The sequence below is a fragment of the Roseburia sp. 499 genome (assembly GCF_001940225.2).
Classification (GTDB): Bacteria; Bacillota; Clostridia; order Lachnospirales; family Lachnospiraceae; genus Petralouisia.
Window position 1 is genome coordinate 3,006,762 of the sequence record NZ_CP135164.1, and the last position, 12,514, is coordinate 3,019,275.

At 38.1% G+C, this 12,514-nt stretch carries 14 protein-coding genes, 1 other RNA gene and 1 pseudogene; 7 read left to right on the plus strand and 9 right to left on the minus strand.

Annotation, left to right across the window (positions count from 1 at the left end; all coding sequences use genetic code 11):
- Positions 1-23: 23 nt before the first annotated feature.
- A complete protein-coding gene (locus BIV20_RS14785) occupies positions 24-1,631 on the minus strand; it encodes a transposase (RefSeq protein WP_075720716.1) in 1,608 nt (535 codons plus the stop codon).
- Between the two features lie 97 nt (positions 1,632-1,728).
- Positions 1,729-1,953: a helix-turn-helix domain-containing protein gene (locus tag BIV20_RS14790; RefSeq protein WP_075717340.1), complete on the minus strand. Its 225-nt coding sequence runs from the start codon at positions 1,951-1,953 to the stop codon at positions 1,729-1,731.
- Between the two features lie 195 nt (positions 1,954-2,148).
- Here BIV20_RS14790 and BIV20_RS14795 point away from each other — a divergent pair, with 195 nt between their 5' ends.
- Positions 2,149-2,811: a DUF5105 domain-containing protein gene (locus tag BIV20_RS14795; RefSeq protein ID WP_075717342.1), complete on the plus strand. Its 663-nt coding sequence runs from the start codon at positions 2,149-2,151 to the stop codon at positions 2,809-2,811.
- Positions 2,812-2,860: 49 nt separating this feature from the next.
- Positions 2,861-3,739 carry a DUF6128 domain-containing protein gene (locus BIV20_RS14800; RefSeq protein WP_075717344.1) on the plus strand — a complete coding sequence of 293 codons (879 nt, stop codon included), beginning with the start codon at positions 2,861-2,863 and terminating at the stop codon, positions 3,737-3,739.
- On the opposite strand, the gene BIV20_RS14805 is transcribed toward BIV20_RS14800, so the two are convergent.
- Both BIV20_RS14805 and BIV20_RS14810 read right to left on the minus strand, forming a co-directional pair.
- On the minus strand, positions 3,734-4,288 hold the full coding sequence (locus BIV20_RS14805; protein WP_330554339.1) for a GNAT family N-acetyltransferase: 555 nt from the start codon (positions 4,286-4,288) through the stop codon (positions 3,734-3,736). The genes BIV20_RS14800 and BIV20_RS14805 overlap by 6 nt on opposite strands.
- Entirely contained in the window at positions 4,289-4,984 is a 696-nt protein-coding gene (locus tag BIV20_RS14810) for an anaerobic ribonucleoside-triphosphate reductase activating protein (protein ID WP_330554340.1), read from the minus strand.
- 67 nt (positions 4,985-5,051) lie between these two features.
- Here BIV20_RS14810 and tadA point away from each other — a divergent pair, with 67 nt between their 5' ends.
- The 4 genes from tadA (at position 5,052) to ffs (ending at position 8,152) form a co-directional block, all read left to right on the plus strand.
- The gene (gene tadA / locus BIV20_RS14815) at positions 5,052-5,549 is read left to right on the plus strand and encodes a tRNA adenosine(34) deaminase TadA (RefSeq protein WP_075717348.1); all 498 of its coding nucleotides are present in this window, start codon (positions 5,052-5,054) and stop codon (positions 5,547-5,549) included.
- A 150-nt stretch (positions 5,550-5,699) separates the two neighbouring features.
- On the plus strand, positions 5,700-6,254 hold the full coding sequence (locus BIV20_RS14820) for a DMT family transporter (RefSeq protein ID WP_075717346.1): 555 nt from the start codon (positions 5,700-5,702) through the stop codon (positions 6,252-6,254).
- Positions 6,255-6,327: 73 nt separating this feature from the next.
- Positions 6,328-7,650 carry a transposase family protein gene (locus tag BIV20_RS14825; RefSeq protein WP_075719895.1) on the plus strand — a complete coding sequence of 441 codons (1,323 nt, stop codon included), beginning with the start codon at positions 6,328-6,330 and terminating at the stop codon, positions 7,648-7,650.
- Positions 7,651-7,889: 239 nt separating this feature from the next.
- An RNA gene (gene ffs, locus BIV20_RS14830) (signal recognition particle sRNA large type) lies at positions 7,890-8,152 on the plus strand.
- A gap of 9 nt (positions 8,153-8,161) precedes the next feature.
- On the opposite strand, the gene BIV20_RS14835 is transcribed toward ffs, so the two are convergent.
- Genes BIV20_RS14835 through BIV20_RS14855 form a run of 5 tightly spaced genes read right to left on the minus strand, consistent with a single transcriptional unit; the run spans position 8,162 to position 10,797 of the window.
- Positions 8,162-8,851, minus strand: coding sequence for a hypothetical protein (locus tag BIV20_RS14835; RefSeq protein ID WP_083655050.1), 690 nt, complete (start codon positions 8,849-8,851; stop codon positions 8,162-8,164).
- An 11-nt stretch (positions 8,852-8,862) separates the two neighbouring features.
- Positions 8,863-9,168 carry a DUF805 domain-containing protein gene (locus tag BIV20_RS14840; protein ID WP_075717354.1) on the minus strand — a complete coding sequence of 102 codons (306 nt, stop codon included), beginning with the start codon at positions 9,166-9,168 and terminating at the stop codon, positions 8,863-8,865.
- 18 nt (positions 9,169-9,186) lie between these two features.
- The gene (locus tag BIV20_RS14845; protein ID WP_075717356.1) at positions 9,187-9,696 is read right to left on the minus strand and encodes a hypothetical protein; all 510 of its coding nucleotides are present in this window, start codon (positions 9,694-9,696) and stop codon (positions 9,187-9,189) included.
- A 57-nt stretch (positions 9,697-9,753) separates the two neighbouring features.
- Positions 9,754-10,377, minus strand: a complete 624-nt coding sequence (locus BIV20_RS14850) for a hypothetical protein (protein ID WP_075717358.1) — start codon at positions 10,375-10,377, stop codon at positions 9,754-9,756.
- 36 nt (positions 10,378-10,413) lie between these two features.
- Positions 10,414-10,797 (minus strand): hypothetical protein, encoded by a 384-nt coding sequence (locus tag BIV20_RS14855; RefSeq protein WP_075717360.1) that lies wholly within the window; start codon positions 10,795-10,797, stop codon positions 10,414-10,416.
- A 172-nt stretch (positions 10,798-10,969) separates the two neighbouring features.
- Here BIV20_RS14855 and BIV20_RS14860 point away from each other — a divergent pair.
- Positions 10,970-12,365 (plus strand): annotated as a pseudogene (locus tag BIV20_RS14860) (transposase).
- The last annotated feature ends 149 nt before the right edge of the window (positions 12,366-12,514 follow it).

Below are 12,514 nucleotides of genomic sequence, written 5' to 3' on the forward strand. Positions count from 1 at the left end.
ACAGATGACTTTCTTTGTTGTTTTTATGCTGTTTTAGTTTTTGGAGCACAATTATCTAAGTTATTGATATAATCCAATAACTTTTGAAAATTTAATGCTGCTATTTTAAATCCAAAATGAAATCTGGTTCGATTCTTGCCGCGCGTTGGAATCTTATCTACGTTATATCTTCTTCGTAGAAGGGATGGAACTGCCTCCACTCCATTTCGAAAGCGAGAGTACCGGCTGAATTCTTCGGTCTTCATGTATTGCAGCTGTTTTGCTCTTCCTACTGCTTTCCATGAAACTTCCTTACGGACTTTTGTTTTCAGAAAGCGTGGTTGACAACGGTCTTTATACGGGCATGAACTGCATTCCTCTGTTTTGAAGTGGGCAACTGAGCGTTCATTTCCAGAGTCATAGGTACATTCCTCTGGTGTACATCCATTGATACATTCAAGTAAAAAATGTCCATCATCGGAAAATTTAAAGTCAGCATATATTTCATCTGGCTTACGACCGGTAAAATTTGTTGTTACCAGCTTGAGATTATGTGATGCAGCTATCCGCGAATTCGTTTCGCCGCTATAAGCACCATCCGCTACCATGAAGGCTCCTTCATCAAAAGTATCCTGTTGTTCCAGATAATCTTTCATAAACTGATTGTCAGCATATATATTTTTCTCGTACGCGTAGTCAGTTATAAGGCTTCCTTTTTCACCAACGGATTCAACAACATTTCCAACGTAGCCTAAGTTCTTTCCACCGGCTTTGTATCGAAAAGTAGCCTCTGGATCAGATGGGTTTAATAAAACTTCAGATGGATTTTCAACTTCTTCCTTTTTCCGAAGACGTCTGGTTCCGTCATCATCAATGATTGTTCTTTCTTTTAAGAGGCGAATGAGAAGCTGGTATTCACTGGTATCATCAAGATTACCTGTTTTATCGCAAAGCTCAATAAGTTTTTCGGCGTCATGCATCACAACAATTGTTCGCTCTGTAGCATCAAGATTTCTTTGGTGATATATGCAGCGATTATAATCATCTTTTTCGATGTAGTGGTATTGTTCCTCCGGAAGAGTGATTTCACGTTGATTCATTATTTTCGCAAGGTTGGCAACACATGTATAAAACAGTTCTAACAAAGAAAGATTTTTTATATTAGCTGCAATCATTAAGCTGTCCATTCGTTGCATGTTTGGAGATATATTCATAAATTCAGCTATCTCTTTTGCCATCTTCACAATGCATTCATGAATCAGATCAACATCATGCTCTGTCTCATATGCTAATACTCTTGCCCTAAATCTGCTTAATGTACGATCACTGAGAGGCTGTTCTTCAAAGCTTGTTGTATGAAGAGCATACTGATAACGAACATCAAACATAAGTGCTTCCACTAATTCATCATCAGTATCACCAAGAGCTTCTTTCAGAATCAGTGCCCCAACAATTACATTTACAGGTGTATTGGGACGAGAAGCTTTATCGCTATATAGAACAGAAAAAATACTTTCATCAATAGCTGGAAAAACTTTTTCTGCAAAAGTATTTGCCCATGATTTTTCCAAAACCCTTTTTTCTCTTTGCGTGAGATTAAAAGTGCTATCTGTCAGAGTTAGTTGTTGATTATCATTAGTAACAAAAGCCATTTGAATCACCTCGATATTTGATATTTATATTTTATCAGATATCGTTATGATTTGATATATCGTGTTAAGTTTTCAAGGTACAAATATATATCAAAGGTCAGTAACCTTTTGACACCCTAATCCTACTGGAAAATTGCAAAAACACGTCCTCACAGCCAAGTCGTTGCATCAATGCTTCTATGGTCTTTCGATTGGGCATTCGTATTCCATTTTCTATCTTAGACAAATTCCCCGTAGAACATATTCCATAACACAATTCTTCTTGAGAATACCCCCGTTCTACTCTTAAGTCATGTATAAAACTTCCAATTTCGTACACCATATAATCCAGTCCCCTTTTTATGATAATTTCCTAATTATATCTTTCTTCCTTTTGTTTGTCCATGTGTTTCCGTGAAAAAATATCCATTTCTCTCCTTTTCTTCCTTTTTCTTTCCTTGCCTTTTACTTCTTTTGCCTTTATAATATAAACTAATTAATTCACATTTCATTCTATTTTATTTAAGGAGCGTTTCTGATGAAAAAATTTTGTACTGTCATGTTTTGTATCCTTGTATGTTCTGCTTTGCTTACCGCCTGCGGAGAACCGGAAAACAACGCTGCTTCTTCCGTAAAGGCAATTTATGATTTATATATTCTTGGAGATACGGAAGGAATCTCCTCTCTCGGCATGTCAGATGAGGAAATCAAATCAGCGCAAACTACATATGATGATTCTGTGAAAGAAACGATTCGTTCCAACTTTTCTGCCAGCGGACAGGAAATCGATGACAATACTTTAGATGAACTTTGTGCTGCAAGAAAAGAGGCTCTTTCCAAGTTAGAGGCAAGTGCAGAAATCACATCCGAATCCGAGGGAAAAGCCACTGTAGTCCTTCATACTACCTACTTTGACGAATCCCAGTTAGATAAAAATGCCTTTTATAGCGCCAGAGAGGCAGCCAACCAATCCGGCCTTACTTCATTAGAAGAACAGCAGGTATTCCTCATGGAAAAGTACACCCAGAACTTAATTGCTGCCTATAAGGACGTAACGCCATCAGAAGATACTACCGACATTACTGTGGAATGTGTTATTCAGGATAACTCCTGGGTACCCGCTAATATGTCTTCCTTTGGTTCGGACCTCGCTCTTGCTATTACCGGACAGAATCAGGATTCTGACACCTCCGAGGAATAATTTATATGCTTATGGAATAAGATGTAGAAAGCTTGTTGGAGTATATGAAATGTCTGAATTCCATCGTATAGTTACTTACCTTTATTTATATGAAGGTAATCACAAAACCCGTAACGTGGGTTATGCTAAAATCGAAAAGAGAGATGCGCAATGCCGCGTAGAAATACATATGAAGAACACCGGATTAATCAACCATGATATTCCGGTGTATTTCTATACCCAAACGAATGCTGGTTTTCCAGGTGTTTTACTTGGCTCTGTAAACTTTGTGCGAGGCACCGGAGAGTTTAAAGATTTATTCGATTCTACCAGCCTTTCCGGCACCGGCTATTCTATTTCCTGTATCAAAGGAATCTTTCTTCCTATCTCAGAACGGGAAATGATTTTAAGCCAATGGGATGATGATTCCTTTGACCGAACTTCCTTTTTCCCTGCCCAAACTTCTAATCAAGAGAATGTTTCTGTTCCGGAAGAAGCAATCACTCCTGAAAAAAATGTGTCTCCTGACCTAGAAGCAGCAGAGGTAGCCCCCGACCTTTCCTTCGAAACGCCTGAACCGGAATCTCATTCTCTGCGCCGTGATTTTATCATGGAGAACTTCCCTCCCGTATTTCCCTTTTCCCGCGAGGACTCTTTCCAGTGGGTGCAATTGGAGTTAAAAAATCTACATTTACTTCCAAAATCCTACTGGCACCTGGGAAATAACAGTTTTCTGCTTCACGGGTTCTTTAATTATCATCACCTGATTTTGGGCAGAAAAAAAGACGCACAATCCTGTCAATGGTTTTTGGGCGTCCCCGGTGTATTCCAGAATCCAGAACGGGTTATGGCCACTCTTTTTGGATTTCCGGAATTTCATTCTACTTCTGAATCCAATATTAAAACCGGTCAATTCGGCTATTGGATTCGTCCGTTAAAAGAATCATAGCATTTTTTCATTCAACAGACTGTAAACTTCATGGTCACACCATACACCGTGAAGTTTTACATTCTGCCGTTTCACACCTTCCAATTTAAATCCAAGCGCCTTGAGCAGATGTTTCGACGGTTCATTTTCCGGCATTACCAATGCTTCCATTCGATGCATCTCCAGCTCTCCAAACATAATTTCTATTCCTCGTTGAATGCTTTCTCTGGCATATCCCTTCCTCCACACATCCTGATGAAACTTATATCCAAGTTCACAATCCATATATGCCGACTGGCGAATGTTGTGAAAAGAAAAGGTCCCGATAATCCGCTTTGGATTTTCTTTTTCAAATACCCAAAACCTTACCAATTGCAACCGTAGTATAAGGTTATACTCACACCGCAACAATGCTGCCTGATGTGCCTTGGTATAGAAATTTCTTTCCCGATCCAGCTCATACCGTTCAAAAATCTCTTTATTTTCTTCGTAAAAATCTAATACTTTTTCCGCTGCATCTTCTCGCAATATCTTAAGCACCAGTCTCGGTGTCTCATATACCATTTCCATTTATTCCACTCCTCTCACCTGTGCCACAGGTATTTTCTTCTGAACAATTTCGCAGATTTGCTTCAATTGCTCCGGCTCATATCCATGAAAACCTCTTTGCATTACCTGTTCTGAATCCCGATAATTCTGTAAATAGTACGCCCTGGCACCACTAATCCATTGACTAATTTTCTGTAAATCCTCCGGCGTGTGCAGTTCCTTCACTACCGTAGTTCGAAATTCGTAAGGAACCTCTCCACTCATAAGAAAATAGACGGATGCCTGTATCTTATTAAAATCCCACGGTTTTACACCGGTAATCTTCTCATATTGCTCCGGTGTTCCCTTAATATCCATTGCCACATAATCAACCAGATTCTTTTTACACAAATTCATCAATACATCCGGGCAATAGCCATTGGTGTCCAATTTTACCTTAAGTCCCAATTCTTTTACTTTCCGAATAAAATCTTCCAAATCCGGCTGTAACGTTGGCTCTCCGCCTGTAATACAAACACCATCTAAAATCCCCTTCCGCCTCTTCAGATGCGCAAATACCTCTTCTTCCGAAATAAGGGGCATTTCTCCCGAATGCAATACCAAATCTTTATTGTGACAATAAAGACAGCGAAAATTGCACCCACCGCAAAACACTGTAGATGCTACATACCCAGGGAAATCCAATAAAGTCGTCTTTTGAAATCCATGTATCTGCATAACGCTCTCCCCTTTTTGTGAATTATATGATAGTATATATATTATCATATAATTATCAGGAGTGTATATGAATCAGGAAGAAAAATTTATGAAAGCCGCCATTCGGGAAGCGCGAAAAGCAGAAAAATTAGAAGAAGTACCTATTGGCTGCGTTATTGTATATGAAGGAAAAATCATTGCGAGAGGATACAACCGCCGCAATACAGATAAAAACACCTTAGCTCATGCAGAGCTTCTTGCTATAAAAAAAGCCAGCAAAAAGTTAGGCGACTGGAGACTGGAAGGCTGTACCATGTACGTTACTCTGGAGCCTTGCCAGATGTGTGCCGGCGCCATCGTGCAAGCTCGTATGGATAAGGTGGTCATCGGAAGTATGAATCCTAAGGCCGGCTGTGCAGGATCTGTTCTAAACCTGCTGCAAATCAGTGCTTTTAATCATCAGGTAGAACTGGAAAAAGGTGTGTTGGGAGAAGAGTGCTCCACCATGCTTAGCGATTTTTTCCGCACTCTTAGAGCCCAAAAAAGAAAGAATTCAGGAGGACAACACAATGTCGCAAAAGAATAATCAAAAATTGGGATTACCGCCTTTCGCCTGATTGTGTCCGGCATTTTTATTCTGATTTTTTCATTTATAAAAAAAGACCACACTCTTTTCGATGTCTGGAAAAACAAAAAGGATATTCTCTCTCTTTTTATCTTTTCTATCTTTGGAGTTATGGCTTTACAATATGCTTATTTTGTTGCTATTTTATTTGCCTGCCTTGGAATTTTTCTAATTGCTACCCATGGCAATTTACACTCATTGAGCCTCTCAACGGCCGCTTTATTCTGGGGACTGGCTGCTGCCGTCAGCTTTGTATTTTATACCGTTTACCCGCAAAAAACGCTTTTTGAGCGACTTGGCATGGTTCCTATTATGGGATGGTCCTTTCTTATAGGCGGAATAACATTATCTCTCATTACCAGAAGTTATTCCTTTTCGGTCAAATGGTCCGTTACCTCTGTTAATTTGATTCTGACCATTACTTTTTTTGGGACACTAATACCTTTTTTAGCATACGGAATAGGTGTCCGAATATTGGGAAATTTAAGAGCAAGCCTTTTTGTTACTGTCGAACCTATCATTAGTGCTCTTTTAACGGTTCTCCTCACGAAGCAACGTTTTTCCATTGCTGATATTATAGGTTTTCTCTGTATTATTGGTGCGATTGAGCTAATTGCTGTCCGAACATTAAAGGCAGCATTGAAAGGTAAAAATAATTCGCACTAAATCATATGAAATTACTGTGGTTTTCTCTGTAATAAGGTAAAATAGAAGAAAAACTTTATCGCAGAGGTGCAAAATGAGCCGAGAGCAGGAAAGAATCAGAAAGAAACTTGAAAACAATCCCATTGCTGAATGTAATAAGATTCAGAACAGATTTTGTCCGGAACTATTTTCGATGTTCGGCAGAGTAAAAGATCCCCGTAATCAGAGTTACATTGATTATTCTTCAAGAGTCATGCTTGGAACTATGTACTATAAAAGTATTGCAGGGATTTCGAGCATGCAGGAAATGACAAGAACCTTTAATGATGAGAAAATCTGCAGAAATTTATACAGATTCATGGGAGAAGAAGTAAAAGATTATATGCCCCATGGTGTGACAGAAAATGAATTTCTGGAAAGATTAGATCCAAGGGAGTTAGAGAATGTTCAGCAGAATATCGTATATTCCATGATTCGTCGAAAGACCTTTGATAATGCCAAGGTGTTAAAGAAATGGCAGATTATTGTAGATGCAACCGAATTGGACGAAGGATACCAAAAGAAGAATGAGCATTATCTGAGCCGGTGTTACAACAGAGGCTCAGATAAAGAGTACATTAAGTATCACAGAAGCATACTTGAGGCAAAAATATACTTTGGAGAAAATCTTGTATGCAGTATTGCATCAGAAACAATAGAAAATTCGGAGAAATATATAAATCAAAGTGATGAAGCAGTAAAACAGGATTGCGAAAGTAAAGCTTTTGTAAGACTTGCTGCCAAAATCAAACAGAAATTCCCGAGGCTGCCAATTATCATTACGGCAGATGGACTGTATGTTACAAAAACAGTTTTACAGATATGTAAAGATTATCATTGGGATTACATTATCCGATATAAAGAAGGCTGCGCTTCATCAATAGCTAAAGAATACCGTGCACTTCCGGAAAAAGAAACAATTGGAACTGATATAGAGTATCAGAATAAAATCATGTTCAATGACTTTGACGTGAATCTAATCTATTATCGGGAAAGGTGGATTGTAAAAGGTGAAGAGAAAGAAAGAGAGTTTGCCTGGATTACAAGCATCGAGATTACGAAAAGTAATGCAAAAAAAATCGTACGTGCCGGACGTAACAGATGGAAAATAGAAAATCAGGGATTTAACCGCCAGAAGCATTGGCAGGGAGATATAGAGCACGCATGTAGTTGGAATGAGCGGGCACAGAAGAATCACTATCTGATGGAACAGATAGCGGATTTTGTGAAGCAGCTATATGAGTATTTCTATCTTGAAAAAAATGGAATAAAAAAGCTGCAAAAAAATATATCTCCTGAATTGTTAGCCAGCTTTGGACGGCAACTAACAGAAACAGAAGATATACCAGTTCAACTGAATAACTCAGTTCAAAACTGAATTAATTGTAGCAAAGAAGGTGATGCCTGCCAAGAGGAAAATGCAAAATTTATTCACAATTTTTTTTGACAGGAATTTGTGTAAGTATGCAATGTGGATAACTTAAGACATTTTCACACGAAATGTCGAAGATAAGCATTTTACGGAAATGGTAGGCTATAAAACAAATTTACCTTTCAATGCTGCATTAAAGGCAAAATAGGTTGACTTTTATTAGAAAAAACGGTATACTTAAATCTCCGAGCAGCTGGGGTGGTAGCGGTGCCCTGTACCAACAATCCGCTATAGTTGGAGTGATGCTCTGCCCCGGATTTTTCGTCTGTGGGGCTGCCTTTTATAAGTGGTGATGACGTTTGGGTCTTACGCAATGGAAATCTACGAACCGTGTCAGGTTGGGAACAAAGCAGCACTAAGTAGAACCTTTCATGTGCCGTAAGGTCGCCTGGGCCGAGCTAACTGTAGAAGTAACGCTCATGGACCTGATTCAAAGCAGAGCGCTCGGTTTTTAAATTTATTTAAATTCTATCCAATAATTTCTATGTGGTTCAATAATTACTGTCCCGAAAAATTGCTTTATGTTCATAAGCGAAACCTCTGTAATCTCACGTTTTGCACCATTATATTTTTCTGCACTTTCCCTTGTCAGAAAACATTTCACAGACTCATATTCTTCCCCTTTTTCTGTTTTTCGTTTTATCGTTTCAAATCCAAAAGTATCCTCTTGTTTCATCCCTGCAGTAGGCATTGTTCCGATAATATAAATTCTTTTTGTTTTCATCAATTCAAAAGCTTTTTCATTGGTAATCCTGTTTCTTACCGCTGCATACATAATGCAGAAACTATCAATTAAATCTTTGATTGGCATCAAATCTTCTTTCGTAATAATAAACGGAAAAGGCGCCAATCCATAGATAATTAACGCCTCGTATGGTTGCTGCTGAATTACATTATCCACTGCCACCCCCAACAGCAGTTGTATTCCTTGAAATTCTTTGTGTTTTTCTTGTTTTAACTTCTGCAACGTCTGTTCTAATGCCTCTTGCGTAATACACATATGTATTGCTCGATCTATTGCAATATTTTGACCATCGCTTATCACAACAACCGGCCGGTCCAATTGCTCCATAAATCCAAGTTGTTGCACTCCTATATTAGAAATATACTCCTTTTTCTTCTTTCCTACTTTGTCAAATAATCCCATTTTTTTACCTCTTATTCCATTACTCCTTGTTCCGTTTTATTTTCATCATAATAAGAGTCCTCTTCACTCGGCCAACTTCCTATCACAAACATAAAAACAGGAATAATCGTGCACACAAACACCATTGCCATACTTTTTCCAGCATCCTTAAGTCTTAACATTATAGCTCCTATGTACACTGCCAGTAAAGCCAATAGAAAAACAATTCCCATACCTGACATCTCACCGTGTTCATTACGTCCTGTCAAAAAAATTACTACCTCTAAAATCCATACACAAATTATAACACACCAAAAAGGTCCTCTTCTTAACTTCATTTTTCTCCTCCATATTTCTTATTCCATTATATTCTCTGTTTGTTCTTTCCCTTGTACTTTATTGTCATCATTTCCACCATTTATTATCAGCCGCTCAGTATACGTCCCTCGCATCCCCTGAAATATCGCCCAGCCTATGTAACCACTAACAAATAATCCAATCACACTCTCCCATCCACCGTTTATCAAGATTGGTAAACTCGCAAAAAACACAATAATCTGTCCCAAAAAAGAAAATCCCATTAAAATTTTGTATGCCAATCTTCTTCCCGGTGTGTTCTTATAGATAATTCTTGCGATCAACGAAAAAACGAAAATGAGTGCTGCCAGAACTGCTGGAATTATAATCACAAATATCCAAATAAGTCCCCAAAAAACAAAGCCCAATCCGAACAGCATATAGAGAACTGTGTCGTCTCCATCCCAATCGAAATACTTTAACAGTTCTACTCCCCCAAAAACTACCAACAGCAACATCACCACTAATGTTAATGATAATATAAAATTTTTGTTTACTTGTTTTTTCATAACTCGTCCTCTTGCGTTTCTCTGCTATTCCGCATTTCCTTCTAAATACATTTTATATCATAGTGCTTTTATCGTATCTAAAAATTCTTGTGCATCCCATCCTTCTGTAGATGTCACAATAAACGATATCATACATCCATCCACCTCATGAATATAGTATTCTTGAGTCATACCCTCCATCATAATAGAAACAATTGTAAAATCTGCTCCTCCAAGTGTCTTCTCTATAATTTTTTCTTCATTTACCTGAATTCCAGCCTGCGAATATCCAGCCTTCAAATTTCTTAATAACATTTTTGCATATGCTTCTGCATCCATTTTTATTATATTAGTAACGTCTGTATCCTCCAGAAATATCTGAATAGTTGTTGACTGGTCGGGCATTGCTGCCTCCACATCATAAATATATCCCGAAGAACTATTACCGTCTTCCCCCAACTCCTGTGCGAGTTCTTCATCTGAATACATAGTACATCCTTCCGGAAACATCACTTGAATTCCCATGTTCTCATTAGTGTAAACATTTCCATCCAACTTTCCACGTTCTAATACCACTTCTTCATTCTTCTGCTGTTCTATCTTGAATGATTCATTTTTACCAGTGTTATTTTCAACTCCACATGCATTCAACGAAAACGCTAATATCAATGTTACTAACACCGTAATAATTTTTTTCTTCATTTCCTTTTCCCCTTTTATAACAGTTAGGTTTGTAGATTATAACTTCAATTCTTTTTTCTCCTCGATAAGTTCCACTTTCTCTTTCGGAATTTTCCCCTCATAATAATATTTATCACATCGTGATAATCCTAATACCTCTGCAACCTTACAATCTGCTGTACCTACAAAATAGAACTCTTGATTTTCTTTTTCTACGTTAACTCTGCAATTATCTATTATTCCATATGTTTCGTATGTATAAAATTCCTCAAGTTCTTCTTTCTCAACTCTTTTACTATAAACCCCACTTCCATATTTATCTATAAATGTTGAATCAATTATCTTATCATCCTTTGTGAGAATAATCGTGTTTCCTTCATTATCTCTATTTATTTTAAATTCATTACCATGATACTTGCAAAATCTTCCATTTTTTATCATTTACACTATTCTCCTTTTACTTTTACAAAATGTTAGGCGTTTGCGAAACGCCAAAAGCCGCATAAATACAGCATTTTTTTGTTGCCAAAATAAAATATCTCCTCAAGGTTTATGGTAAAATAGAATTGTCGAGAAACTAATCAACCATCCACCTGAAAGGAGATATACTCATATGATAACACATAAGCAGCTCACTTTGGCAGAAGTTTTTGAAGATTGTCAAAATAAATTTGACAATGACAAATATCAGTTTCTAATACTTCTTGATGAAGCCATTAACCTTGATGAAATTGTTCCTGTTTCTTTTGTGTCTCATTTTCACGCTCGTACCGGAAGACCTCGCAAACATCAGCTTTATCCTATGCTCAAAGCTCTTCTGATCCAGCGTATCTTCTCAATCCCGACTGATATGCTTCTGATTGTCTTTCTCAAATACTCTCAGGAATTGCGTGATTTCTGTGGATTTGATGTTGTTCCCGATGCCTCAAAATTCACTCGTTTTAAACAGGATTTCTTACTGGACTTACAATCTATGTTCGACCACTTGGTTGATCTGACCGAACCGATCTGCCAAAAGATTGATTCTGCTCTTGCATCCATGACCATCTTCGATACCTCCGGTATAGAAGCCTGGGTCGCTGAAAATAATCCCAAATATGCTAACCGTATTATCAAACAGCTGAAAGCCTTTAAAAAATCCCATAACCTTGATGATTCTTACGACCCTTATAAGGCTGCCTATGGTTCCATGCCTTCCCATGCTGCTTCTAATCAGGCTATCCAACAAATGTACATTAATGGACATTTCTGTTACGCTTACAAGTTTGGCATTATTACAAATGGGCTTGGCATTGTTCGTGATATCACTTTCTATAACAAAGACTTTCTGAATGCTCATCCTGATATCGTTGTGGAGAAAAAATCGGATTCTCCGGACGAAGATAAGTCACTCGCCGACTCAAAAGCATTACTTCCTGTTTTGATTGATTTCTTCCAGAAACATCCGCTTATTGAGCCAAAGACTTTTCTGGGCGATGCAGCCTTTGATACGATTGAAATCTACAAATCTCTTTTTGAAGAAATCGGATTTCAAAAAGCTTTCATTCCCCTTAGAGTAAAACTCTCCATGGAAGAAAACGGCTGCACATTCAACGAGAACGGCATTCCCTGTTGCCCTCACGATCCTTCACTCCCAATGAAAAGAGAAGGAAGTAAATCTCATTTAAAAAGCAAGATTCCAACCATGAAGTTTGTATGCCCCAAAATGAAATGGGAATACAATCCGGCAGATAAATCCAAACGTCGCGTCTGCCACTGCGATAACCCCTGTACAACTTCTTCCTGCGGACGAATGATCTACATCTATCCGGAGAAAAACCTCCGCGCGTATCCGGGTGTCGAACGCGGTTCCGCCGAATGGGATGAAACTTACAAAATCCGAGTCAATGTAGAGAAATCTATCAATCACTTTAAAGATAGTTTCTGTATTGCCGGACGTAAAACTCAAAATGAGAAAACGCTCCATGCAGATCTTCTTCTCGCCGGTATTACCCAGCTTGTTACTGTGATGGTTGCTGATAAAATACATAAACACCAGTATCTTAGAAGTTTGAAACCTCTCATCGCATAGGGCTTACCAATTCCATAAATCCATGGGATTTATTTCGTGTGCCAAAAAATACCTGGTATCCACTTTTCATACCAAGAATCCTGCATT